This is a genomic window from Streptococcus sp. HMSC065C01 (assembly GCF_001813525.1).
Lineage (GTDB): Bacteria > Bacillota > Bacilli > Lactobacillales > Streptococcaceae > Streptococcus > Streptococcus parasanguinis_V.
The window spans coordinates 18971-44300 of the sequence record NZ_KV812856.1; the positions used below are offsets into that span (position 1 = coordinate 18971).

Below are 25330 nucleotides of genomic sequence, written 5' to 3' on the forward strand. Positions count from 1 at the left end.
ATGAAAAAAATCTGGTTAAGTACGCTTTTAAAATTCTACGCCTATGTCATGGTGGTCATTTTGACCATTATGGGCCTGGTCGTCGCGGGGATCTCTTGGAAAAACCAGCAAGCTGAAGCCGACCGGATCGCCCAACGGGTCTTAACCGAAGTGGTGACGGATCTTGAGACCTCTTATCAGCGGGTTACCCAAGAAGGGCGTAGTCTTGTTGAAAATCCTGCAAAATTAGAAGGGGTCTACCGCTATTTCACCTTGTCACCATCGGAGTATGAGACCTGGCGGTTGAATGCCCAATTCCCTTCTTATATCCAATTGTCTCTACATAAGAATATTGATAGCCTCTATTTGAGCAATAAAAACATCGAGGGGATCGATGTCACCTTGTCAGACTACAAGACAGTTTTTGTCTCTACGCGGCAATCCAAAGGTGGCAAACAGGTCTCGGCAGATCATTACCAGGCTCCTGCGACCGCCATCCCTGTTCCTTTGACAGATCCGACCACGGGTGCAGGAATTGGGATTGCTTATATGACCTTGGATCAAGAAATCCTGACTTTGGCCATTGACAATGCCAGAGGCGATCTTCCGGTCGCTGTGCGGATCTTCACTCCCTTTGGGAAAGAGATGTACCATGAAGGGGATAAGGGGCAATCAAAGGATGTTAAATGGCAAACCCGCAGCACGATCTATGGCTACAAGGTGGATGTAGCTGTTTCTGAAAGTTATCTGGTCAAAAAGGGTCTAGCTAACCTGGCCACTTTTCTCTCCATTGCTTTCCTAATTTTCTTGATCCTTTACTTGTTATTAGGTCAGATTTTCAAAAATTATCGGCGTCAAGTCCTCGATTTGGTCGATACCATGAATTTGATCAGTCAAGGCGAGAGTGAACGACGGATTGATACCTCGACCAAGGACCAAGAACTGCTGGTTATTGGTAATATGATCAATACCATGTTAGACAATATGGATAAGAATATTCGGGATATCTACCAGCTACAGCTCAGCCAAAAAGATGCCAATATGCGGGCGCTACAAGCCCAGATCAATCCCCATTTTATGTACAATACGCTGGAATTTATCCGGATGTATGCCGTCATGCAAGAGCAGGATGAATTGGGTGATATTATCTATGAGTTTAGTAGTCTCTTACGCAATAACATCTCAGATGAGCGAGTAACGACGGTTGAAAATGAACTCGAATTTTGTCGTAAATACAGCTACCTCTGTATGGTGCGTTATCCAAAATCGATCGCCTATGGCTTTAAGATCGATCCAGGTTTGGAAAAGATGAAGATTCCAAAATTTACCATCCAGCCTTTGGTCGAGAACTATTTTGCGCATGGGGTGGACCACAAACGCAAGGACAATGTGATTAGTGTCAAAGTCTTGCAAGGAGAAGGGCAAGTCATGATTCTAGTTACTGATAATGGGCGTGGGATGGAAGAAGAACAGCTAGAAAAAATTCAAGAGATACTGGCCAATCGCAATCCACGCTCAGAAATCGAAGAAAAGAGTGGTCGGCAGTCTATCGGAATTGTCAATGTCCATGAACGCATGCTACTCTATTTTGGAGATCGCTACCATATCCAAGTCTTCTCCCAACCTCACCATGGAGTGACCTATACGATAACCATTCAAGATGAATAAAGGAGACAGAATGTACAAAGTCTTATTAGTAGACGATGAGTATATGATTACAGAAGGGTTAAAAAAATTAATCCCCTTTGACCACTGGAATATGGAAGTGGTCGCAACTGCTGAAGATGCCGACCAGGCCCTTGATTATGTGCGAGAACGTCCAGTGGATGTGGTGATCACGGATGTCAATATGCCTGGAAAGACCGGACTTCAGATGATTGCAGAGATGAAGGATTTGATTCCAGATGCTGCTTTTATCATTATGTCAGGCTATCAGGATTTTGAATATGTCAAGACAGCCCTCAATTTGCGCGTGGCAGACTACCTGCTCAAACCGGTCAATAAGGTGGAAATGGGCAATATCTTAGAAAAAATTCAGCACCAAATCCAGCAACCAAGCCAAGAGTTAGCCAACCGTTTGATTCACGATGATATCTCTGAGGAAGAGTTTTGTCGGTATATCGCAGGACGAAATTCACTGTGGATTGGGGTTGCTAAGGAGAAAAAAGGCTTTATCAGCTCGTCTTACCAAGTTCTCGGGCAAAATCTTCAACTCTTTATCTCAGATCAAGAAGAAGAAGCCATGATTGAGAAGGCCTTTGAGCCCCTTTATAAGGAGCACTTTCGTCAATTTAAGGACCTAGTGGAGCGGAGCCTCTTTTATGGAGCGACCCCTCTCAATGAAGATGAGGAAGTCTTTAACTACTACGAGCCGGCCTACCGGGTGATCATGCAAGGAAATATCCAACAGATCTTAGAAGAACTGGACTGGTTGGAAAAAATGATCCTTGAGAAGACACCCAAGGTTTCGTTGACCAAGCAACTCTTTATCCAATTTTTGATGGATGTCTTTCATTTGTTTGAATACCTGCAGGGAGATGATTTGGCCGATGTGGTCAAGAAAGTCCAAGAAGCTGCTACCTTTAGCGAGATGATTAGCTTCATCCAGGAAGAGTTGTCCCGTTTCTTATCCCACTATCGGATGAACGAAAATGTAGCGAGTGTCCTCCAAGTGATTAGCCGTGATTACCAAAAAGAGCTGTCACTCAAGGACATTAGTCAGGCTCTCTTTATCAATCCAGTCTATTTAGGCCAATTGATTAAACGAGAAACCAACGCAACGTTCGCAGAACTCCTCAACAAACAGCGGATTAAGGCCGCCCAGCAGCTCCTCTTATCGACCAATGACAGTATTGAAGATATCTGCTATAAGGTCGGTTACAGTAATGTAGGCTATTTTTATAAGGTTTTCCGTAAACTCTGTGGAAAATCGCCTAAAACCTATCGCTTACAAGTCATGACAGAGCATGCAGAAGATGAGTAAAAGGCTGAGACGATTTGTCTCAGCCTTTTGATTGAAGATAAAGTCTTCTTAGAAACTTTCCTTAGGTGAGTACGTGACAGAAGGTCAGAGACCCTGAAGCTAAGTTTTGAGTATTTTTTATTTGACAAATATAAGTAGACAGTGTATACTTTACAAAAAGTAGACGGCGTATACTTTGATAAGGAAAGGTGGTCAAATGAAACGGAATACGGAAGAACTGAAAGAAAAGTTAATTTTGGTCGGCATTGAAGAAATCAGAACTAACGGGATTGACCGGATGTCTATGCGTACAATAGCTCAAAAATGTGGGGTGACTCATGGAGCTCCCTATAAGCATTTTGGAAGTAAAGATAGATATATTCAAGTGGTTATGGAACACTTATCAATGTTCTTTTTGAAAAATATGATACAAGGGATTGATACTTCCATAGATGCAAGAACTCAACTAACTCTGATGGGCTGTAACTTTGTAAGGTTTGCCCAAGAGGAAACCTATCTATTTGAAGCATTATTTATCAAATTTCCATATAACTATATGGAGTTATCCCATGAAACTATTTCAGTCAACTCCTCTTTACCAGGATTTGAACATTTTAAGTCGGTAGCGTTAAGACTTAAAGATGAGGAAAATCTTTCTAGTAGTGACGCAGAAATTTTGATCCATTTTTGGAGTTTTATTGCTGGTTTGGCTCTATTGGTAAGGAGTCCCGTTGGAGAAAGCTTTAAAGAAAATGATGTTCAAAAGACCGTCAGAACGATGCTTGATATTTATATAAAAGGAGATAGCTGATGAATGTTTTAATAATTTATTCACATCCGAATGAAACAAGTTATAATGCATCAATCCTTCAAACTGTGCAAAAGCATTTAGCACCAGAGCATAAGGTTAAAATAGTAGACTTATATAAAGAAAACTTTGATCCGGTTTTACGTTTTGATGAAAGGTATAAAAGGAGAGATTTACAGCATAATGAAGACATGAAACCGTATCGAGATTTATTGAGTTGGGCGGATCAGTTGATTTTTATTTTCCCTACTTGGTGGAGTGGAATGCCAGCTATTCTAAAAGGTTTTATTGATCGTGTTTTTGTTGCAGGTTTTGCTTATCAGAATGGACCTCGAGGTCCGGTGGGGCAACTAGATGGAAAAGCGTGGATCATTACGACGCATAATACGCCAAAAATTTTTCTTCCTTTTTCTCAAGACTACGCAAAGGTTCTAAAAGCCCAAATCTTGAAACCCTGTGGTATTAAACCGGTTAAAGTGACACAAGTTACACGAGTGGAGTATATGAGTGGGCGTCAACGGAAAGAAGAACTCGAAAAAATCGCACAAATAGCCAAAAGGATTTAAAAAGTGCTTTACAAGTCATGACAGAGCATGCAGAAGATGAGTAAAAGGCTGAGACGATTTGTCTCAGCCTTTTTACTTTAAGTCCTTTGTATCTTGATTTTCCCAACTAGCAGCTCCGCTTCAACGGTGATTTCTGTGAGTTGATTCCAGTCGATTTTTTCTTGGTCAACGTGAAATAGAAGGGGGGTCATGGCGAGGAGCGCCTGGCGTTCTTCAGGAGTTAAACTCTTGGTGAGGCTGACCGTTTCGGATGAGAGGATTTGGCAGTGGTCTTCAAAGTGCTCCAAAATTTCCTGGTTGGAGTAGGATTGCTTGGTCAATTGATCTTGGGCCAACTGACGAATTTCTTTTAGATGAGAAGAGGTTGGAACGACCTTAATGATGACCCCTTCAGCCTTTAAGACACGCTCAAATTCAGCGTAATTAGCCGGGGAGAAGATGTCCAAAATGACCTCCATACTCTTGGATTGAATGGGTAGATGAGCCAAGTCTCCTACAAACCAATTGACCTTCCAGCTAGCGTCACTCTTGGCAGCTAGTTGCACAGATTCCTTGGAAAGATCAAAGGCATAGAAAGTGGCCTTGGGATAGGCTTCTTGTAGTTTTCGGGAGTAATAGCCTTCTCCGCAACCGATATCTAGAATTCTGGCATCACTGGTCGGAATTTTTTGTCCGATCGCTGTTAGAATCGGCTCGTAAAAACCTGCTTCCAAGATTAGCTGGCGATTCTGGAAATTTTCTTTGTCATAGTCCTTCGATTGTTTGATCTGAGGAGCTAGGTTGACATAGCCAAATTTCGCCAAATCAAAAGAATGGCCCTTGGGACATTTAAAACTGGTCCCCACAAGTTCTAGGTCCAGTTGACAGATGGGACAGGCAAAAGCAGTGGCTGTTTGAAATCGTTGTAATTTTGGTTTAATCGGTGTATTCATATTAGTAGTGTAACAAAAGAGCCTCTAGATAGCAACCGATGCTCTAATAGAGTACCAAACAGAATATGAGCTGATAGAAAAAGGAAATTCACTGATGCCAATTTTAAAGGACTTGAATCAATGGGGAAAAGAATGGCTGCAATAAATTTTTTCCTCATTTTAATCTCTTCTATCTCGCCACTCATCTCTTCATTTTGACCACTTATCCCCAAAAGCCATTTTTTAAGCGGCTTTTTTGTTAGACTGGTTCTATCAAAAGGAGAGAGAACATGATATTACAAGCTAAAAACATCAGTAAACGATATGGAAATCATTTAGCCGTAAACAATATTCATTTACAGTTTGAAAAGGGAACCTTTAATGCGATTCTAGGACCAAATGGGGCGGGGAAATCAACGACGATTTCCATGTTGATTGGTTTGAAACAACCAACGCAAGGTGAAATCATCTATGAACCAGGTACTAAAATTGGTGTGGTCTTCCAAACCAGTGTTTTAGATGAGATGCTAACGGTTAGGGAAAATCTGACCATTCGTGCCAGACAGTACAAAGACCTAAAACCAAATCGTGTGTCTGATCTTATTGATCGGCTAGGTCTATCAGCTTTCCAAAAGCAGAAATACGGGACGCTTTCAGGTGGCCAAAAGCGTCGGGTTGACATTGCGCGTGCCCTGCTCTCACAACCAGATATTCTGTTCTTAGACGAACCAACGACAGGTTTGGATATCCAAACTCGGAAGTCTATCTGGGATTTGCTCTATCAATTGCAGAGAGAAGAGGGAATGACTGTTGTATTGACCACGCATTATCTTGACGAAGCAGATGAAGCTGATCAAATTTATATTGTGGACCATGGGGAAGTGATTGCTCAAGGATCGGCGCTAGATATTAAGAGTCAATATGCAAAAAACATCTTGAAGATTCGTTTCAAGGAGAGACAGCAGATAGAAAGTCTCAAATCTTTGGGAATGTCAGTAGAGCAACAAAGTCAATTGGAGTATATTTTTCAACCCAAGAGTGAAAGGGAAGCCATTGATTACCTGGCACAAGTTAGAGATAGAATAGCCCATTTTGAGTTTCGTCCAGGGACCATGGATGATGCCTTTATTGCACTTACAGGAAGGGAGGTCCGCTAATGCTAGCCTTACTAAAGCGAAATTTTTTATTGTACTTCAGAAATCGTTCAGGAGTTTTCTTCTCCCTGTTGGGAGCCTTGATTTCCTTTGTTCTCTATATTATTTTTCTTCAAAAAAATCTAACAGATGCTTGGGCTCAGCTCCCCAATAGAGGTCCTGTGTTAAATAATTGGTTAATGAGTGGGACGCTGGCTGTAACAGGGATTACGACAAGTCTGGCTGCCCTGACTCAGTTAGTAAAGGATCGTGAACGTCAAGTAGATCAGGATCTTTATTTATCGGATCAAGGAAAGTGGCGGTTACCATTTTCGTATCTAACGAGCGCAATCATCATCTCTTTTTTCATGCAGGCCCTTATGTATGTGCTGATGTGTGGCTATTTTAGAGAAGTTCCAGCACTGTCTTTATTACCTGAAGTACTCCACATCATGCTGCTTAGTAGCCTGCTTTCTAGTTTGGTGAATGCCATTTTTGTTTATTTTTTCCATTCCGTAGACAGTCTTGGGAAGTTTTCGACCATAGTGGGTACAGCTTCTGGTTTTTTGGTAGGGACTTATGTACCTTTAGGTGTTCTACCTGATTTTGCACAACTACTAATGAAATGTACTCCAGCAACTTATATTGCTGCACTTTATCGGCAAGTACTCATGAAAGAAGCATTAAATGAGACCTTTAAAGGTCAAGATAAGCTTCTTCAAGAGTTTCAAGAAAAAATGGGTGTTCAGCTCAAATGGCAAGCCTTATTGACAAAGGAACAAACATACCTTATAGTGTTAGGTGGTATTCTTTTAGCTTTGGGGATTTGGGTTTCCTTAGCAAAAAGATCGAATAAAAGAAAGTAAGTGAGAATTGGAGTAGGAATGAAGATTCGTTTTGAGGAAAAACAGGATATCCCAGAAAACGACCCCTGTGTGGTCATTCAAGCCAAGCAATTATCCGATCAAGCACGAGAGGTGATGGACTATCTCGAACAATTTTCGACAGTGAATCAAGTAGTGATCCCTATCAAAACAGATGATCATTTGATCATGGTGAAAATTGATGACATTATTCTAGCCGAGATTGATAAGAATCAGCTAACCATTTATACGACAGACAAAACGTTCATCGTCAGAGATACTTTGACAAATTTTCAACATCGGATTAATCGTCGTAATTTTTTACAGATATCCCGCCACGCGGTGATGAATATCGACCATTTGGAATCGCTATCGGATAGTTTTTCAGGCAATATGATGGCTAAACTGACACGCGGAGTAAAATCAAGTGTCAGTCGGAAATATGTCAAATCCTTGATGGATTATTTAGGGGTATAGGAGAAAGTGATGAAACGAGTTATAGCTTATTTTGTATCTGGTATGAGGACAGGATCCTTCTTTTATTTGTGTTTGGTGTTATTATCCCATGTCTATCCCAACATCGTCTATCCCGCTGTGAATGTCCGCAATATCCTGGCGATCTTTTTGATGAGTGGGACAATGGGGGTCTTGACATTCATTCTTGAGGAAGAAGAGTTTTTGACCTATAGTTTGCGTGTGGCCTTGCATTTAGTTGTGACAGCTACCATCTTAGCATTGACCTACTTATTTTTTGGCTGGGGAGCAGCCTTACGGAGCCCGATTCCTTGGTTGATCTTTCTAGCCATTTACGGTCTGATCTGGCTTTACCAGATTTGGCAACTCCATAAAAAAACTCAACGAATCAACCAAGCTTTGTTGCATCGCAGAAAAGGGAAATAGTCCCAGAAAAAAGTGTATAAGAAAACCACGAAGTTCATACCAAACTTCGTGGTTTTACTTTCTTAATAAGTCAAAACAAAGTATTTTTTCTTACCGCGACGGATAACGGTCAATTCATTTTCTAATTTATCGCTATCGCTCAAGACATAGTCAAGGTCTTGGATGCGTTCGCCGTTGACGTAGATAGCTCCATTTTGAACATCTTCGCGGGCTTGGCGTTTAGAATTGACCACACCAGCTGTGACCAAGAGTTCAACAATGTTGAGGTTGTCTTCTGCTTGTACCTGGTAGTTTGGCACACCACGAAGGCCTTGTTTGAGTTCTTTGACAGAAAGGTTTTTGATGTTTCCTGCAAAGAGTTGTTCTGTGATGTTGAGGGCTTCCTTGTAGGCTTCTTCGCCGTGGACAAGGGTAACCACTTCACGCGCCAAGATCTTTTGAGCCAAGCGTTCATGAGGAGCAGCCTCAAACTGTTTACGGATCTCTTCAATCTCATCAAGTGACAAGAAAGTGAAGATCTTCAAGAAGCGCACAGCATCTGCATCCATCACATTCATCCAGAATTGGTACATTTCGTATGGAGATGTTTTGTCTGCATTGAGCCAGACCGCATTGCCTTCTGATTTACCGAATTTCTTACCAGTTGCATCTGTGATCAAAGGAACAGTCATAACATGACCAGTTTTATCTGCTTTACGACGCATCAACTCAGTACCAGCTGTCATGTTTCCCCATTGGTCAGACCCACCGATTTGAAGGGTGACATTGTGTTCTTGGTTGAGGACGTAGAAGTCATAGCCTTGCATAATTTGGTAGGCAAATTCTGTGTAAGAAATCCCTGTCTCAATCCGTTTTTTAACAGATTCTTTACTCATCATAGCATTGACTGTAAAGTATTTTCCGACATCACGAAGGAAGTCAATAAAACTAATGCTTCCGAACCAATCGTAGTTGTTGACCATTTCGGCTTTATTGTCACCATTTTCAAAATCGAGGAAACGAGACAATTGCCCTTGAATGGAGCGAACCCATTCTTGTACAGTTTCTTTTGTTTGGAGACTACGTTCAGCATCTTTGAAGGACGGATCTCCAATGAGACCAGTCGCACCGCCAACGAGCGCATAAGGTTTGTGGCCTGCTAGTTGAAGACGACGGCTCGTCAAGATGGCAACCAAGTGACCAAGGTGAAGGCTGTCAGCAGTTGGATCATAACCAGTATAATAAGAAACCTGACCTTCTTCCAGTGCTTTGCGCAAGGCTTCTTCATCCGTCGTTTGAAATACCAAACCACGCTCTTTTAGCTCATCAAAAATGTGCATGTGTCTTTTCTCCTTTATAAGTTTATTCATTTCTCTATTCTACCATAAACCACGGAAATGGCAATGCTTTCCATCATTTTCTTGTCCTTACCCAGGAAGAATGAGTGACGATTTCTACGCTCTTGTGATTGAAAACAAAGGGTCTAATCTGCTATAATATAGGGAACAAGGAGAAAGAATCAGTGAATCAATTAAAAGAGAAACTGCAAGAGTTTTGGAAGAAAGTCCAAAAATTCTTTGCAAAGATGTATACAGAAACTCCGAATAAGGAAAAAAATGAGGAAAGTAGCTGGTCTGTCGGCGATATTTTTGCGACCTTTTTGCGCACCCTCAAACTCTTGTGGGATGTCATGATCGCCCTGTTCGTGTGCCTCTTTTTATTTGGTGCAGGGATTGGGATTGGTTATGCGGCGAGCCTCTTTAGCAATGTCAAGGTTCCAAAGACAGAAGAATTGGTCCAGCAGGTCCGCAACGTCAGCAGTGTTTCAAAACTGACCTATTCCGATAAGAGCCTGATTGCAGAAGTGGACAGTGATTTGATCCGCACGCCAGTCGCAGGAGACGCCATTTCAGATAATGTCAAGAAGGCTGTGATCGCTACTGAGGATGAGAATTTTGAAAGCCACAAGGGGGTTGTACCTAAAGCCGTTCTTCGGGCAACACTTGGATCCGTAGCCGGTGTGGGTTCCTCTAGTGGGGGATCAACTCTGACCCAGCAGTTGATCAAACAGCAAGTCGTAGGAGACGCTCCAACCTTTACTCGTAAGGCGACAGAGATTGTTGATGCCCTAGCTTTAGAGCGGGGAATGGATAAAAACGAAATCCTAACCACCTACTTAAATGTTTCGCCTTTTGGACGAAATAATCGAGGACAAAATATTGCAGGTGTGGAAGCTGCAGCTCAAGGGATCTTTGGCGTCTCTGCAAAAGACTTGTCTGTTCCACAGGCAGCCTTTATCGCTGGCTTGCCACAAAGTCCGATTGTCTACTCTCCTTATGCTGCAGACGGTAGCCTAAAGAGCAAGGAGAATCTCGAGTTAGGTCTGGCGCGTGCCAAAGACGTTTTGTTCAATATGTACCGGACGGGAGTCTTGTCGAAAAAAGACTATGAGACCTATGCTCAATACGACTTGACCAAAGACTTCATGGCTCCAGATGGCATCGAGAAAACACCGCATGACTACCTCTACTTCCAAGCCATGGAAGAAGCAAAAGAGGCCATGTATGATTACTTGATCAAGCGAGACAATGTCACCAAGCAAGACTTGAAAAATAATGAAACCGTCAAGGCTTACCAAGAATTAGCTGAGAGCGAGTTGCGCGAAGGTGGCTACACCATTCAAACCACGATTAACAAACCGGTTCACAATGCGATGCAGGCGGCAGTAGCGAATTTTGGAAGCGTCTTGGATGATGGGACGGGTCTTGTAGAAGTTGGGAATGTCCTTATGGACAACCGAACGGGTGCCGTTTTAGGATTTATCGGTGGACGGAATTTTGACGGCAACCAAAACAACCATGCCTTTGATACAGAGCGTTCCCCAGGGTCTACTATCAAACCGCTGTTGGCCTATGGGATTGCCATCGACCAAGGCTTGATGGGAAGCAATAGCATCCTTTCTAACTATCCGACTAATTTCTCAAGTGGTGAGCCAATCATGCACGTGGATAGCCGAGGAACAGCCATGATGGATCTCCGTGAGGCCCTCAATACCTCATGGAATATTCCAGCTTACTGGACTTACCGGACTCTTCGTGAAAAAGGTGTGGATGTCCCATCCTACATGAAGAAAATGGGCTATGATATCCCTGAATATGGCATTGAGAGTCTGCCGATGGGGGGAGGAATTGAGGTCACTGTTGCCCAACATACCAATGGTTTCCAAACCATTGCTAACAATGGGAACTACCTCAAACGCTACATGGTAGAGCAAATCATTGATCGAGATGGGGATGTAGTATACAAGCACGAGGCAGATCCTGTTCGTGTTTACTCTCCAGCAACGGCAACGATTATGCAGGATCTCTTGCGCGGGGTTATTACGTCTGGTGCTACAACGACCTTTAAGTCACGGATTAGCCAAATCAACCCAACACTGGCAGGTGCTGACTGGATTGGAAAAACCGGTACCACTAACTCAAATGGGGATATGTGGCTCATGCTGTCCACCCCAAATGTTTCTTTAGGTGGCTGGATCGGTCATGACAACAATGCTTCCATGCAGACCTTGACCGGATACAACAACAATGCCCAATACATGGCGCAGTTGGCGAATGCAATCTACCAAGCAGATCCAAGTCTCTTTGGAATTCAGGATAAATTCACTCTCGATAAGAGTGTGATCCGTTCTGAAGTGCTCAAATCGACTGGTGAAAGACCAGGCCGCGTCAATGTCAATGGCCGAGATATCGATGTGAGCGGTCAAACGGTGACGAGCCTTTGGGCCAAAAACGGAGCGCCAACCACTCAATACCACTTTGCCATCGGGGGATCGGATAGCGATTATCAAAGTGCTTGGGCAGCAATTCTCGGTAATAGCAGTGGAAATCAGTCGAATAATAAGAACAATTCGACAACCAATAGTTCATCAAGCAATAGTTCAAATCGAAACAGCTCAAATCGTGGCAATCGACGCTAGTCTGATCCAGTAGAAAACCTAGAGAAAGCCTTGATTTTTGGAGCAAAAAACGGTATAATAGTGATAACTAATTTGTCGTGTGCTTTATTTGAAATATTGTCCAAATAAGAGCTTACAGCAGTTAAATCTTACTTGAATAAGTCGATTTAGCTGCTCTTTTTGTGCCTATTTTTCAGAAAAAACCTAGTTTGTTACACAAATTTAATTTTTCTAAAAATTACAAAAAGCGACGAATAAGGTGAAGAGACAGCTCTTCACGTGATGCAAATCACACAATTGTAGTTAAAACCGGATAGGTGGTAGGAGTGATGTTACCAAGCTATCCTAGTATGGAAAAAGGAGCTAAAAACTTTGGCAGGACATGACGTTCAATACGGGAAACATCGGACCCGTCGTAGTTTTTCAAGAATCAAAGAGGTTCTTGATTTACCAAACTTGATTGAAATCCAGACAGACTCATTCAAAGATTTCTTGGATCATGGCTTGAAGGAAGTATTTGAAGATGTGCTTCCCATCTCAAACTTCACGGATACAATGGAATTGGAATTTGTGGGTTATGAAATCCGCGAACCTAAGTATTCGCTTGAAGAAGCGCGCATCCACGATGCCAGCTACTCAGCACCAATCTTTGTGACCTTCCGTTTGGTCAACAAAGAAACAGGTGAAATCAAGACCCAAGAAGTTTTCTTTGGTGATTTCCCAATCATGACTGAAATGGGAACCTTTATCATCAATGGTGGAGAACGGATTATCGTATCTCAGTTGGTCCGCTCACCAGGTGTCTACTTCAATGATAAGGTGGACAAGAATGGTAAGGTTGGTTATGGATCAACTGTTATCCCTAACCGTGGGGCTTGGTTAGAGCTTGAAACCGACTCAAAAGACATTGCTTACACACGTATCGACCGCACACGTAAGATTCCATTTACAACGCTTGTGCGTGCTCTTGGATTCTCTGGAGATGATGAAATCATCGATATCTTTGGGGACAGCGAATTGGTTCGCAATACCATCGAAAAAGATATCCACAAAAATCCAATGGATTCACGGACAGATGAAGCCCTCAAAGAAATCTACGAGCGTCTTCGTCCAGGTGAACCAAAAACAGCGGAAAGCTCACGTAGCTTGTTGGTAGCTCGTTTCTTTGATCCACGTCGTTATGACTTGGCTCCTGTTGGTCGCTACAAGATCAACAAGAAACTCAATATCAAGAACCGCTTGTTGAACCAAACAATCGCAGAACCATTGGTAGATGCTGAAACAGGGGAAATCCTTGTAGAAGCTGGTACTGTCATGACGCGCGATGTGATCGACAGCATCTCAGAACAATTGGATAACGGTTTGAACAAAATCACCTACATTCCAAATGATGCTGCTGTTTTGACAGAACCAGTTGAATTGCAAAAATTCAAAGTTGTCGCTCCAACAGATCCAGACCGCGTTGTCACCATCATCGGAAATGCTAACCCATCTGACAAAGTACGGATTGTGACTCCAGCTGATATCTTGGCAGAAATGAGCTATTTCTTGAACCTTGCAGAAGGTATTGGCCGTGTAGATGATATCGACCACCTTGGAAATCGTCGGATTCGTGCCGTTGGTGAATTGCTTGCCAACCAAGTGCGTCTTGGACTTTCACGGATGGAACGAAACGTTCGCGAACGGATGTCTGTACAAGATAACGACGTCTTGACACCACAACAAATCATCAACATCCGCCCAGTAACTGCAGCAATTAAAGAATTCTTTGGATCTTCACAGTTGTCACAGTTCATGGACCAACACAACCCACTTTCTGAGTTGTCTCACAAACGTCGTTTGTCTGCCTTAGGGCCTGGTGGTTTGACACGTGACCGTGCCGGATATGAAGTGCGTGACGTGCACTATACCCACTATGGTCGTATGTGTCCAATCGAAACACCTGAAGGACCAAACATCGGTTTGATCAACAACTTGTCATCTTACGGACACTTGAACAAATATGGCTTCATCCAAACGCCATACCGTAAAGTGGACCGGGAAAAAGGTGTAGTCACCAACGAAATCGTTTGGTTGACAGCCGATGAAGAAGATGAGTACATCGTCGCTCAGGCTAACTCTAAGTTGAACGAAAAAGGTGGCTTTGCTGAGCCAATCGTTATGGGACGTCACCGTGGTAACAACCAAGAATTCCCATCTGATCAAGTCGACTACATGGACGTATCTCCAAAACAAGTAGTTGCCGTTGCGACAGCATGTATTCCTTTCTTGGAAAACGATGACTCCAACCGTGCCCTCATGGGTGCCAACATGCAACGTCAGGCTGTGCCATTGATCGATCCAAAAGCCCCTTATGTGGGTACTGGTATGGAATACCAAGCAGCCCATGACTCAGGAGCTGCAGTCATTGCTCAACACGATGGTAAAGTTACTTATGCGGATGCGGACAAGGTAGAAGTTCGTCGGGAAGATGGATCTCTTGATGTCTATCACGTCCAAAAATTCCGTCGTTCAAACTCAGGTACTGCTTACAACCAACGTACCCTTGTAAAAGTTGGCGATGTCGTTGAAAAAGGCGACTTTATCGCTGACGGTCCATCTATGGAAAAAGGGGAAATGGCCCTTGGTCAAAACCCAATCGTCGCTTACATGACATGGGAAGGGTATAACTTCGAGGATGCCGTTATCATGAGCGAACGCTTGGTGAAAGAAGATGTCTACACATCTGTTCACTTGGAAGAATTCGAATCAGAAACACGCGATACCAAGTTAGGCCCTGAAGAAATTACCCGTGAAATTCCAAACGTTGGGGAAGATGCTCTTCGTGACTTGGATGAAACAGGTATTATCCGTATTGGTGCGGAAGTAAAAGAAGGCGATATCCTTGTCGGTAAGGTAACACCGAAGGGTGAGAAAGACCTTTCTGCTGAAGAACGTCTCCTTCACGCGATCTTTGGAGATAAATCTCGTGAAGTGCGGGATACTTCTCTTCGTGTACCTCACGGTGGAGATGGAGTCGTTCGCGACGTTAAGATCTTTACACGTGCAAACGGAGATGAATTGCAATCTGGTGTCAACATGTTGGTTCGTGTTTACATCGCACAAAAACGCAAGATCCGCGTCGGAGATAAGATGGCCGGTCGTCACGGAAACAAAGGGGTTGTGTCTCGTATTGTTCCAGTTGAAGACATGCCTTACCTTCCAGACGGTACACCGGTTGATATCATGTTGAACCCTCTTGGGGTACCATCACGTATGAATATCGGTCAGGTTATGGAACTTCACCTTGGTATGGCCGCTCGTAACTTGGGTATTCACATCGCAACACCAGTCTTTGACGGAGCAAGCTCAGAAGACCTCTGGGATACTGTGAAAGAAGCTGGTATGGATAGTGATGCCAAGACGATTCTTTACGATGGACGTACAGGTGAGCCATTTGACAACCGTGTCTCTGTCGGTGTTATGTACATGATCAAGCTTCACCACATGGTTGATGATAAACTCCATGCCCGTTCAGTCGGACCATACTCAATGGTTACTCAACAACCACTCGGAGGGAAAGCTCAGTTTGGTGGACAACGTTTCGGGGAAATGGAAGTGTGGGCCCTTGAGGCTTATGGTGCATCAAATGTCCTTCAAGAAATCTTGACCTACAAGTCAGATGATGTCAACGGACGTTTGAAAGCTTATGAAGCGATTACCAAAGGTAAACCGATTCCAAAACCAGGTGTACCAGAATCCTTCCGCGTTCTTGTCAAAGAATTGCAATCTCTTGGTCTTGACATGCGTGTCTTGGACGAAGATGATCAAGAAGTGGAACTTCGTGACCTCGATGAAGGGGAAGACGATGATGTGATTCATGTGGATGACCTTGAAAAAGCACGTGAAAAAGCAGCTAAGGAAGCAAAAGCAGCCTTTGATGCTGAAGAATCAGAAAAATAATCAGTAAAAATGATTGTCTTGTAAGAAACCAATGCTTCTGACAGGATGATTCGATAACAAGATACAGACACAAGGAGGGAGGTGGCAAGAAAGTTTTCTTTCTTTCCCCACCTAAGCTGTATCCAAATGAAACAAGTATGAAAACAAGGAAAGGTAAGAAATAGTGGTTGATGTAAATCGTTTTAAAAGTATGCAAATCACCCTAGCTTCTCCAAGCAAGGTCCGTTCATGGTCTTATGGAGAGGTCAAGAAACCTGAAACAATCAACTACCGTACATTGAAACCAGAACGTGAAGGTCTCTTTGATGAAGTCATCTTTGGACCTACAAAAGACTGGGAATGTGCGTGTGGGAAATACAAACGGATCCGTTACAAAGGGATCGTTTGTGACCGCTGTGGGGTTGAAGTAACACGTGCCAAGGTTCGTCGTGAACGTATGGGACACATCGAGTTGAAAGCGCCTGTATCACACATCTGGTACTTCAAAGGAATCCCTTCTCGTATGGGATTGACCTTGGATATGAGCCCTCGTGCCCTTGAAGAAGTCATTTACTTCGCAGCTTACGTGGTGATCGATCCAAAAGATACACCACTTGAGCACAAATCCATCATGACAGAACGTGAATACCGTGAACGCTTGCGTGAATACGGACCAGGTTCCTTTGTAGCTAAGATGGGTGCAGAAGCCATCCAAGACCTCTTGAAACAAGTGGATTTGGAAGCTGAAATTGCTCTCTTGAAAGAAGAATTGAAGACTGCAACTGGTCAAAAACGTGTGAAGGCTGTGCGCCGTTTGGATGTCTTGGACGCCTTCTACAAATCTGGCAACAAGCCAGAATGGATGGTCCTCAACATCCTTCCCGTTATTCCACCAGATCTTCGTCCGATGGTCCAATTGGATGGTGGCCGTTTTGCCGCCTCTGACTTGAATGACCTTTATCGCCGGGTAATTAACCGGAACAACCGTTTGGCACGTTTGTTAGAATTGAATGCCCCTGGTATCATCGTGCAAAACGAAAAACGGATGCTCCAAGAAGCTGTCGATGCTTTGATCGACAACGGTCGTCGTGGTCGTCCAATCACAGGACCAGGTAGTCGTCCACTCAAATCATTGAGCCACATGCTCAAAGGGAAACAAGGACGCTTCCGTCAAAACTTGCTTGGTAAACGGGTGGACTTCTCAGGACGTTCCGTTATCGCCGTTGGTCCAACTCTGAAGATGTACCAATGTGGTGTGCCACGTGAAATGGCTATCGAGCTCTTCAAACCATTTGTTATGCGTGAAATCGTTGCACGTGATATCGTACAAAACGTTAAAGCTGCAAAACGCTTGGTCGAACGTGGAGATGAACGTATCTGGGATATCTTGGAAGAAGTCATCAAAGAACACCCAGTTCTCTTGAACCGCGCACCGACCCTTCACCGTTTGGGGATCCAAGCCTTTGAACCTGTCTTGATTGACGGGAAAGCCCTTCGCTTGCACCCCCTTGTCTGTGAAGCCTACAATGCCGACTTCGATGGAGACCAAATGGCCATCCACGTACCGCTTTCAGAAGAAGCTCAAGCAGAAGCTCGTATCTTGATGTTGGCTGCTGAGCATATCTTGAACCCTAAAGATGGTAAACCAGTCGTTACGCCATCTCAGGATATGGTATTGGGGAACTACTACCTCACTATGGAAGAAGCTGGTCGTGAAGGTGAAGGAATGGTCTTTAAAGACCGTGATGAAGCCGTGATGGCTCTTCGCAATGGCTATGTTCACTTGCATACCCGTGTCGGAATTGCGACGGATAGCTTGAACAAACCATGGACAGAAGCACAACAACACAAGATTCTCTTGACAACTGTTGGTAAGATTCTCTTTAACGATATCATGCCTGCAGAGCTTCCATACCTTCAAGAGCCTAATAATGCCAACTTGACAGAAGGTGTTCCAGCTGAGTACTTCTTGGAGCCTGGTCAAGATGTCAAATCAGCGATTGAGAAATTGGAATTAAACGTTCCTTTCAAGAAGAAAAATCTTGGAAATATCATCGCCGAAATCTTCAAACGTTTCCGTACAACTGAAACGTCTGCTTTCTTGGACCGCTTGAAAGACTTAGGTTACCATCATTCAACCCTTGCTGGTTTGACAGTGGGGATTGCCGATATTCCGGTCGTTGAAGATAAGGCAGAAATCATTGAAGAATCTCACAAACGTGTGGAACAGATCACGAAACAATTCCGTCGTGGTTTGATCACGGATGACGAACGCTACAATGCTGTTACAGCTGAATGGCGTGCAGCCCGTGAGAAATTGGAAAAACGCTTGGTGGATAACCAAGATCCGAAGAACCCAATCGTTATGATGATGGACTCTGGAGCCCGTGGTAACATCTCAAACTTCTCGCAACTTGCCGGTATGCGTGGTTTGATGGCCGCTCCAAACGGACGGATCATGGAATTGCCAATCCTGTCAAACTTCCGCGAAGGTTTGTCAGTACTCGAAATGTTCTTCTCAACTCACGGTGCCCGTAAAGGGATGACCGATACGGCCCTTAAGACAGCCGACTCAGGTTACTTGACTCGTCGTTTGGTTGACGTTGCCCAAGACGTCATTATTCGTGAAGATGACTGTGGAACAGACCGTGGACTTGTGATCCGTGCCATTACTGATGGTAAGGAAATGATCGAGCCACTCGAAGAACGCTTGACTGGTCGTTATACCAAGAAATCTGTTAAACATCCTGAAACAGGTGAAGTCATCGTTGGTCCAGATACCTTGATCTCAGAAGACCTAGCACGTGAAATTGTTCATGCTGGTGTGGAAGAAGTCACTATCCGCTCTGTCTTTACATGTAACACCCGCCATGGTGTCTGCCGTCACTGTTATGGTATCAACTTGGCGACTGGTGATGCGGTTGAAGTGGGTGAAGCAGTCGGAACTATCGCTGCCCAATCTATCGGGGAACCTGGTACACAGTTGACCATGCGTACCTTCCACACGGGTGGGGTTGCCTCAAATACCGATATCACTCAGGGTCTTCCTCGTGTCCAAGAAATTTTTGAAGCCCGCAATCCAAAAGGGGAAGCGGTCATCACTGAGGTCAAAGGGGAAGTCACAGCCATCGAAGAAGATGCTTCTACACGGACCAAGAAAGTCTTTGTTAGCGGAGCAACTGGTGAGGGCGAATACGTTGTCCCTTACACTGCCCGCATGAAAGTCGAAGTGGGAGATCAAGTTTCTCGTGGTGATGCTCTGACAGAAGGATCTATTCAACCAAAACGTCTCCTTGCCGTTCGTGATGTCTTGTCAGTTGAAACATACCTCCTTGCGGAAGTACAAAAAGTATACCGTAGCCAAGGGGTAGAAATCGGCGACAAACACATCGAGGTAATGGTGCGTCAAATGATCCGTAAAGTACGTGTCATGGATCCAGGAGATACAGACCTTCTCATGGGTACTCTGATGGACATTACAGACTTTACAGATGCCAATAAGGATGTCCTTATCTCTGGTGGAGTTCCTGCAACTGCTCGTCCAGTCCTTATGGGAATTACCAAAGCCTCTCTTGAAACCAACAGTTTCTTGTCAGCGGCTTCCTTCCAAGAAACCACTCGTGTTCTTACTGACGCAGCGATCCGTGGTAAGAAAGACCATCTCCTTGGACTTAAGGAAAATGTTATCATTGGTAAGATTATTCCTGCAGGTACAGGTATGGCTCGTTACCGTAACTTGGAACCACAAGCAGTCAATGAAGTTGAAATCATCGAAGAAGTGCCATTAACAGATGGAACAGTCGATGAAGTTCAAACAGCTGAAGTCGTAGAAAAATAAGAAAATAAGTCGGAACTACAAGTTCCGGCTTTTTTTGAAAAAATTATAAAAATTTATTATTTGAAAAATAATTGTATAATTATTGAATTATTTTTTTACCAAAAATATTAGCCCGGTAAAAGTCGTGCTGTAAATACTTACAATTAGTGATTATATGGATATGTATTCTAAACACCAAAATAATAAAATGACTAACTATTAGTAATTTCTTTATAAAACCCAAAAATCGGTTTGACATTTAAAGTCATTGGCGGTAGAATGAAAAAAGATGTACACAAATTAAAAAAATGTCGAATTACATGTATGTCGACGGGGGAAGTTTATGGGAAAATTGAAAATTATGGTTGTGTTTGGGACGCGACCGGAGGCCATTAAAATGGCCCCTTTAGTGTTGGAGTTGCAAAAGCAGAGGGAGACCGTTGAGACCATTACGGTGGTCACTGCCCAGCACCGTCAAATGCTGGACCAGGTTTTAGAAACCTTTAACATCGTACCTGATTACGATTTGGATATTATGGGGAAAAGCCAGACCTTATTAGACATTACCTCTAAAATTCTGAATCAATTAGATCCAGTTATCAAAAAAGAAAAGCCAGATATGGTGCTCGTTCATGGAGATACGACCACTACCTTTGCGGCGAGTTTGGTTGCCTTTTACAATCAAGTCCGCATTGGCCACGTCGAAGCTGGTTTGAGAACCTTTGATAAATATTCTCCGTATCCAGAAGAGATGAACCGTCAAATGACGGATGATCTAGCGGATCTGTATTTTGCGCCGACTGGCGAAAGTAAGGCCAATCTCTTAAAAGAAAATCATCCGGAATCCTCTATTGTGGTGACAGGAAATACTGCTATTGATGCGCTGAAACTCACGGTTCAAGAGAACTATCATCACGAAGTATTGGATCAATTAGATCCAGCTAAAAAAATCATCCTTGTCACTATGCATCGAAGAGAAAATCAAGGAGCTCCCATGAGAGCGGTCTTTGGAGCTCTGAGAGAAATGGTGGATCAAGAACCGACTATTGAAGTGGTTTACCCAGTGCACCTTAGTCCAGCGGTACAAGAGGCGGCAAACGATCTATTAGGAGATCATGATCGGATCCATCTCATTGCACCTTTAGATGTGCTTGACTTCCACAACTTGGCTTCGAGAAGTTACTTCATCATGTCGGATTCAGGTGGGGTACAAGAAGAAGCGCCATCATTGGGGAAACCGGTATTGGTATTGCGTGATACAACAGAACGCCCAGAAGGGGTCAAAGCAGGGACTTTGAAATTAGTTGGTACGGATCCTGCCGTCGTCAAATCCACGATAACGGAGCTCTTAACCAACGAACATCTTTATCTAGAAATGGCAAATGCCCGAAATCCTTATGGAGATGGAAGAGCTTCTGAGCGAATCGTGCAAGCTATTAAACATTACTTTGGCCAGGGAGATGCTGCTGAAGAATTTCATGAGGGAGAGAAAGAATAAATGAAAAAAACGGAAAAGTTAAGTAGATGGTTGCTAATTTTGATTGTTTTCGAAGTACTTCTTTTACTTTACTGCTTGTTTTTTGCAAGAGAGATTCTGATTGAAGAAGGATTATTCTTTGTTTTAGGATTATTTTCTGCTATTGTTTTATCAGATTTGTTGTTGACATGGACCATCCTGTTGTCATTTGCCCTAGGGATTGTCTTTTTGGTGGCGGGTGTTGTCTATATCCCATTTCATCAAGCCTTGCTTCTGCTCTTTAGTTTTCCAATCTTGATTGGAATTTTGACCCAAATTCGCTACCACCTCTTTAAAGAGATTGCAAAAGTGAAGGATCAAGAGCCAGAAGCTTACGCAGATTACCGCAACCGCATCGCTTCTTATGGCGGACAAACCAATGATACAATTCAGGCCTTACTCATTCACTGGTCGCACGAGGAATTGTTCTTCCAATTGCAACCGAGAGAGTACAATCGGACCTTGAACCAAATCAACTATTTGTTAACGCATCATCTGAAGCCAAATGAAAGCTTGTATTATGTATCAGACGGTAATTTCTTGATCTTATCTTCTGATAGCGAGCGGGATCTGAAGAGCGATTATATGACGGTCTTAAAACCACAGTTGGAAGGACTGGTTTTCCAAGGAGAAGATGGGGTTCAGGGCATCCAATTTCAGTCAGGATTTCTTGTAGTGGATCAATCCAATCGAACCAAATACCATCGCTATAAAGAAATGATTCGTTACTTAAAACGTCAACTTGAAACAGATATTATTGTGGAATATTAGGAGGAAAACATGTCTCTTACAAATATATTTTTTAATATAGCTGTAGGCATCAGTGTATTTTTTGCCTTGTGCTTTATTGTATTATTTGTAGCTTATACGGTGATTTACCACCGTGTCAATAAAAATTTTAAGGCGGTGGACCATGATTAGTCAGATTGTGATGATTATTGCCTTGATTTCGATTTGGTTGTCCTTAGCCTGGGGCTTAGTAATCCTCTTTTCAGCCGTTCATTTTTGGTTTAAACACAGTGATTTTCGTGTTAATACGGATCCGCTTCCTTATTATCCAAAAGTGACGATCGTCGTGCCCGCCCATAATGAGGATGTGGTCATTGCACAAACAGCTAAAGCGATCCTTGATATGAACTACCCACATGATCGTGTTGAATTACTGCTCTTTGCGGATAATTGTTCTGATCGAACCTATGAAGAGTGTTTGGCGGTTAAAGCATTGCCAGAGTATGCAGGACGTGATTTGACCATTATCAATCGAAGCGGGACAGGTGGGAAAGCCGGTGTGCTAAATGACGCTTTGGCGATGGCAACCGGAGACTATATCTGCGTCTATGATGCAGATGCCATGCCTGAAAAGAATGCTCTTTATTTCCTTGTGAAAGAAGTCCTCAAAGATCCAGAACGTCATGTGGCTTCTTTCGGCCGCAATAAAACGCGGAATGCCAATCAAAACTTCTTGACTCGCTGTATCAACCAAGAAATTGTCGTTACCCAACGGGTTCATCATGTGGGCATGTGGCATCTCTTTAAGATTGGACGGATTCCAGGAACTAACTTCATTATTCAAACCGAATTTGTCAAGAGTATTGGAGGATGGAAAAACGGTGCCTTGACTGAGGATACAGATATTTCCTTCAAGATTATGCAAAGTGGGAAGTTGATTGCGCTAGCCTATAATTCAGAAGCCTTCCAACAAGAGCCAGAGACTCTGAAGAGTTACTATATGCAACGGAAACGTTGGGCCAAAGGGAATTATGAAGTGGTTCTTTCCAACTTCAAGCATTTATTTGGTAAGGGAAATTGGCGCGTGAAGTTGGAAGTGACCAACTATTCCTGTGTCTTCTTCTGGTTTAACGCAGCCATCGTCTTATCGGACTTGATCTTTTTTGCCAATATTCTGGCCATGTGTATCCATACAGTGGTGCCAGGTGTGCAAATTCCATTTGCCTTTGATTCTGAAAATATCTACATTGCGCAATTGATGCTCTTCAATTGGATCTTGATGATTGGGCTTTATCTGCTTCAGATTAATGTGGCTCTTGCCTCACAATTTGGTCAAGCTACTACCAAGCAAATTTGGTTGGCCTTGGCTGCCTATTTCACCTATTCTCAACTGTTTATCATTGTGTCGATTGATGCCATCTCTTCGATTGTGATGGATAAACTATTGCACCGGAAAGAAACCAAATGGGTTAAAACAAAACGATTCGCAGGATAGGAGAGATTATGAATACGAAAAAGATGAGATATGTATGGTTTCTAGTCATCCTTTGCATTTTCTGTTTGACCTTGTTTTTAGCGAGAACGAGAAGTAAAGTGGAGATGCGAAATCGAATTTATCGTCAGTGGAATGAGCATTTTGTTGTTTCAAAAGGGAAAGAATCCTATGTTCGAACCACCAATGATAGCAATCAAACAGTAGTGTTATCCGAGGCGCAAAGTTATGGAATGCTCATTACTGTTGCAGCTGCTGAAAAAGGACAAGCCCAACAAGCAGACTTTGACCGACTCTATCACTATTATCTAAATCATCGCTTAGAAGGTACCCAATTGATGTCTTGGAAACAAACCATCAGCAATGGAAAAGCAAAAGATGAGGATCATAACGCCACAGATGGGGATCTCTACATCGCCTATGCTCTTCTAAAAGCTGCTCAGCAATGGCCAAAGCAAGCCAAAGACTACCAGGTTCAAGCCAAAGCGATTTTAGAAGATATTCTCGCACACAACTACAATGAAGAAACTGGTGTGTTAACGGTGGGGAATTGGGCCAATCAGGACTCGGAGTTTTATCATTTGATGCGGACGTCTGATACACTGCCAGCGCAATTCCAGATCTTTTATGAAGTGACAAAAGATTCGAAGTGGTTGGATATCAAAGAAAAGATGTTGCAGCAACTCCAAACGATCAGCTCCCAAACCAAAACAGGTTTACTACCTGATTTCATCTGGGTAGATGAGCAAGGAACGCGTGTAGCGGATCCCAAGACGATTGAATCCAAGTATGATGGTGCCTACTCGTATAACGCTTGTCGCCTTCCATACAACCTTGTTCAAAGTAAGGACAAAACCAGTCAACAATTGGTGAAAAAGATGCTTAACTTTTTCAAGAGTCAACGAAACCTGTATGCAGGTTATGACTTGAAAGGGAAGGCCTTGAACAATCATCAGGCAGCAAGCTTTTTGGCACCGATTGTCTATGCCTCTGAACATGAAAAAGGCTATTTGAAGTTGGTTCAACAGAACAAGTATATCTTTACACAAGATCTACCTCTGAATAACTATTACGATGCAACCATGACAACTATGATTGCACTAGAATTGTTCTAAATACTTGAGAAAAGAGAGTTCCCCAGGATGGTCTGTCCATTTTGTTGGGACTCTCTTCTTTTGATTCTCGAAAAAAGGAACCAATAGCAATTAGGCAGTCTATTTTTGAAAAATAATTGTGAAAATCACCTGAAAACTACCTGAAAAATCATGCTCTGAGCAGAAAACTTTTATTCTCAAAGGATTTTCTATATAATAGAGGATACAAAGGATGGAAGAGTTTATGTATCGAGTGATTGAAATGTACGGGGACTGTGAACCCTGGTGGTTTTTAGAAGGTTGGGAAGAAGATATCGTGAGTAGTCGGAAGTTTGAAGACTATTACCAGGCTTTGAAATACTACAAGCAGAAGTGGTTGGAGTTAAATGAGCACTTTCCAAGTTATAAGAGTCGGAGTGACCTCATGACGATCTTTTGGGATACCAAGGAGCAAGAGTGGTGTGAGGACTGCAGTGAAGATGTGCAGTTTTTCCATTCGATTGTCCTCCTAGAAGACGAGCATAAGATCCCTAAAAGCAAGCTCCGCCCAGGCTACGAAAAGGAAAGAGGCAGTCGCAAACACCGTTCTTGTCAATATACACTCGATTCAAAAAAGGGGACGACCCTGTCATAAGAAAAATCAGAAGATTTTTTAGAGCGATCTAGAAAGTCTTCTTTTTTGTTTTCTTTTTCGAATAGTAT

General features: G+C 43.1%; 19 protein-coding genes and 1 pseudogene. 18 read left to right on the plus strand and 2 right to left on the minus strand.

Annotated elements, in window-relative coordinates:
* The 4 genes from HMPREF2918_RS04660 (at position 1) to HMPREF2918_RS04675 (ending at position 4315) form a co-directional block, all read left to right on the plus strand.
* Positions 1 to 1647 (plus strand): sensor histidine kinase, encoded by a 1647-nt coding sequence (locus tag HMPREF2918_RS04660; protein WP_070594710.1) that lies wholly within the window; start codon positions 1 to 3, stop codon positions 1645 to 1647.
* Between the two features lie 10 nt (positions 1648 to 1657).
* Positions 1658 to 2962: a response regulator transcription factor gene (locus HMPREF2918_RS04665; RefSeq protein WP_070594711.1), complete on the plus strand. Its 1305-nt coding sequence runs from the start codon at positions 1658 to 1660 to the stop codon at positions 2960 to 2962.
* Between the two features lie 196 nt (positions 2963 to 3158).
* The gene (locus HMPREF2918_RS04670; RefSeq protein WP_070594712.1) at positions 3159 to 3752 is read left to right on the plus strand and encodes a TetR/AcrR family transcriptional regulator; all 594 of its coding nucleotides are present in this window, start codon (positions 3159 to 3161) and stop codon (positions 3750 to 3752) included.
* Positions 3752 to 4315, plus strand: a complete 564-nt coding sequence (locus HMPREF2918_RS04675; protein WP_070594713.1) for an NAD(P)H-dependent oxidoreductase — start codon at positions 3752 to 3754, stop codon at positions 4313 to 4315. The genes HMPREF2918_RS04670 and HMPREF2918_RS04675 overlap by 1 nt, the downstream gene beginning before the upstream one ends.
* A gap of 77 nt (positions 4316 to 4392) precedes the next feature.
* On the opposite strand, the gene HMPREF2918_RS04680 is transcribed toward HMPREF2918_RS04675, so the two are convergent.
* Positions 4393 to 5247 carry a putative RNA methyltransferase gene (locus HMPREF2918_RS04680; RefSeq protein WP_070594714.1) on the minus strand — a complete coding sequence of 285 codons (855 nt, stop codon included), beginning with the start codon at positions 5245 to 5247 and terminating at the stop codon, positions 4393 to 4395.
* 58 nt (positions 5248 to 5305) lie between these two features.
* Between HMPREF2918_RS04680 and HMPREF2918_RS10780 the strand changes: the two are divergent.
* From HMPREF2918_RS10780 to HMPREF2918_RS04700, 5 genes and pseudogenes are all read left to right on the plus strand, one after another.
* Positions 5306 to 5392: pseudogene (locus HMPREF2918_RS10780) on the plus strand (winged helix-turn-helix transcriptional regulator); the annotation flags it as partial.
* A 124-nt stretch (positions 5393 to 5516) separates the two neighbouring features.
* Complete coding sequence (locus HMPREF2918_RS04685) at positions 5517 to 6383, plus strand: ABC transporter ATP-binding protein (RefSeq protein ID WP_049492108.1); 867 nt, start codon at positions 5517 to 5519, stop codon at positions 6381 to 6383.
* On the plus strand, positions 6383 to 7225 hold the full coding sequence (locus HMPREF2918_RS04690) for an ABC transporter permease (RefSeq protein WP_070594715.1): 843 nt from the start codon (positions 6383 to 6385) through the stop codon (positions 7223 to 7225). Before HMPREF2918_RS04685 ends, HMPREF2918_RS04690 begins: the two co-directional genes overlap by 1 nt.
* A gap of 18 nt (positions 7226 to 7243) precedes the next feature.
* On the plus strand, positions 7244 to 7699 hold the full coding sequence (locus HMPREF2918_RS04695) for a LytTR family DNA-binding domain-containing protein (RefSeq protein ID WP_003013710.1): 456 nt from the start codon (positions 7244 to 7246) through the stop codon (positions 7697 to 7699).
* A gap of 9 nt (positions 7700 to 7708) precedes the next feature.
* A complete protein-coding gene (locus tag HMPREF2918_RS04700; RefSeq protein WP_070448823.1) occupies positions 7709 to 8122 on the plus strand; it encodes a DUF3021 domain-containing protein in 414 nt (137 codons plus the stop codon).
* Positions 8123 to 8184: 62 nt separating this feature from the next.
* Here HMPREF2918_RS04700 and tyrS read toward each other — a convergent pair whose 3' ends face one another.
* Positions 8185 to 9441 carry a tyrosine--tRNA ligase gene (gene tyrS, locus HMPREF2918_RS04705; RefSeq protein WP_003004779.1) on the minus strand — a complete coding sequence of 419 codons (1257 nt, stop codon included), beginning with the start codon at positions 9439 to 9441 and terminating at the stop codon, positions 8185 to 8187.
* A 182-nt stretch (positions 9442 to 9623) separates the two neighbouring features.
* Here tyrS and pbp1b point away from each other — a divergent pair, with 182 nt between their 5' ends.
* The 9 genes from pbp1b to HMPREF2918_RS04745 all read left to right on the plus strand — a co-directional run bounded on the left by pbp1b (position 9624) and on the right by HMPREF2918_RS04745 (position 25262).
* Positions 9624 to 12080: a penicillin-binding protein PBP1B gene (gene pbp1b / locus HMPREF2918_RS04710; protein WP_070594716.1), complete on the plus strand. Its 2457-nt coding sequence runs from the start codon at positions 9624 to 9626 to the stop codon at positions 12078 to 12080.
* A 351-nt stretch (positions 12081 to 12431) separates the two neighbouring features.
* Positions 12432 to 16001 (plus strand): DNA-directed RNA polymerase subunit beta, encoded by a 3570-nt coding sequence (gene rpoB / locus HMPREF2918_RS04715; protein ID WP_070594717.1) that lies wholly within the window; start codon positions 12432 to 12434, stop codon positions 15999 to 16001.
* 163 nt (positions 16002 to 16164) lie between these two features.
* Entirely contained in the window at positions 16165 to 19818 is a 3654-nt protein-coding gene (gene rpoC / locus HMPREF2918_RS04720; RefSeq protein ID WP_070594718.1) for a DNA-directed RNA polymerase subunit beta', read from the plus strand.
* A gap of 322 nt (positions 19819 to 20140) precedes the next feature.
* Positions 20141 to 21295 (plus strand): non-hydrolyzing UDP-N-acetylglucosamine 2-epimerase, encoded by a 1155-nt coding sequence (gene wecB, locus HMPREF2918_RS04725; protein WP_070594719.1) that lies wholly within the window; start codon positions 20141 to 20143, stop codon positions 21293 to 21295.
* Positions 21296 to 22084, plus strand: coding sequence for a hypothetical protein (locus HMPREF2918_RS04730; RefSeq protein WP_045758995.1), 789 nt, complete (start codon positions 21296 to 21298; stop codon positions 22082 to 22084).
* Between the two features lie 9 nt (positions 22085 to 22093).
* Positions 22094 to 22234 (plus strand): hypothetical protein, encoded by a 141-nt coding sequence (locus HMPREF2918_RS11340; protein WP_003009749.1) that lies wholly within the window; start codon positions 22094 to 22096, stop codon positions 22232 to 22234.
* Positions 22227 to 23537, plus strand: a complete 1311-nt coding sequence (locus tag HMPREF2918_RS04735) for a glycosyltransferase family 2 protein (RefSeq protein WP_045758996.1) — start codon at positions 22227 to 22229, stop codon at positions 23535 to 23537. Before HMPREF2918_RS11340 ends, HMPREF2918_RS04735 begins: the two co-directional genes overlap by 8 nt.
* An 8-nt stretch (positions 23538 to 23545) precedes the next feature.
* On the plus strand, positions 23546 to 24649 hold the full coding sequence (locus HMPREF2918_RS04740; RefSeq protein WP_045758997.1) for a family 8 glycosyl hydrolase: 1104 nt from the start codon (positions 23546 to 23548) through the stop codon (positions 24647 to 24649).
* A gap of 223 nt (positions 24650 to 24872) precedes the next feature.
* Positions 24873 to 25262 (plus strand): DUF1033 family protein, encoded by a 390-nt coding sequence (locus tag HMPREF2918_RS04745; RefSeq protein ID WP_031572596.1) that lies wholly within the window; start codon positions 24873 to 24875, stop codon positions 25260 to 25262.
* The last annotated feature ends 68 nt before the right edge of the window (positions 25263 to 25330 follow it).

Coding starts and splice junctions, on each gene's coding strand:
- HMPREF2918_RS04690 (WP_070594715.1), top strand. CDS start 6,383: ATGCTAGCCTTACTAAAGCGAAATTTTTTATTGTACTTCAGAAATCGT.
- HMPREF2918_RS04675 (WP_070594713.1), top strand. CDS start 3,752: ATGAATGTTTTAATAATTTATTCACATCCGAATGAAACAAGTTATAAT.
- HMPREF2918_RS11340 (WP_003009749.1), top strand. CDS start 22,094: ATGTCTCTTACAAATATATTTTTTAATATAGCTGTAGGCATCAGTGTA.
- HMPREF2918_RS04685 (WP_049492108.1), top strand. CDS start 5,517: ATGATATTACAAGCTAAAAACATCAGTAAACGATATGGAAATCATTTA.
- wecB (WP_070594719.1), top strand. CDS start 20,141: ATGGGAAAATTGAAAATTATGGTTGTGTTTGGGACGCGACCGGAGGCC.
- HMPREF2918_RS04740 (WP_045758997.1), top strand. CDS start 23,546: ATGAATACGAAAAAGATGAGATATGTATGGTTTCTAGTCATCCTTTGC.
- HMPREF2918_RS04680 (WP_070594714.1), bottom strand. CDS start 5,247: ATGAATACACCGATTAAACCAAAATTACAACGATTTCAAACAGCCACT.
- tyrS (WP_003004779.1), bottom strand. CDS start 9,441: ATGCACATTTTTGATGAGCTAAAAGAGCGTGGTTTGGTATTTCAAACG.
- HMPREF2918_RS04700 (WP_070448823.1), top strand. CDS start 7,709: ATGAAACGAGTTATAGCTTATTTTGTATCTGGTATGAGGACAGGATCC.
- HMPREF2918_RS04730 (WP_045758995.1), top strand. CDS start 21,296: ATGAAAAAAACGGAAAAGTTAAGTAGATGGTTGCTAATTTTGATTGTT.
- HMPREF2918_RS04665 (WP_070594711.1), top strand. CDS start 1,658: ATGTACAAAGTCTTATTAGTAGACGATGAGTATATGATTACAGAAGGG.
- HMPREF2918_RS04695 (WP_003013710.1), top strand. CDS start 7,244: ATGAAGATTCGTTTTGAGGAAAAACAGGATATCCCAGAAAACGACCCC.
- HMPREF2918_RS04660 (WP_070594710.1), top strand. CDS start 1: ATGAAAAAAATCTGGTTAAGTACGCTTTTAAAATTCTACGCCTATGTC.
- HMPREF2918_RS04745 (WP_031572596.1), top strand. CDS start 24,873: ATGTATCGAGTGATTGAAATGTACGGGGACTGTGAACCCTGGTGGTTT.
- HMPREF2918_RS04735 (WP_045758996.1), top strand. CDS start 22,227: ATGATTAGTCAGATTGTGATGATTATTGCCTTGATTTCGATTTGGTTG.
- HMPREF2918_RS04670 (WP_070594712.1), top strand. CDS start 3,159: ATGAAACGGAATACGGAAGAACTGAAAGAAAAGTTAATTTTGGTCGGC.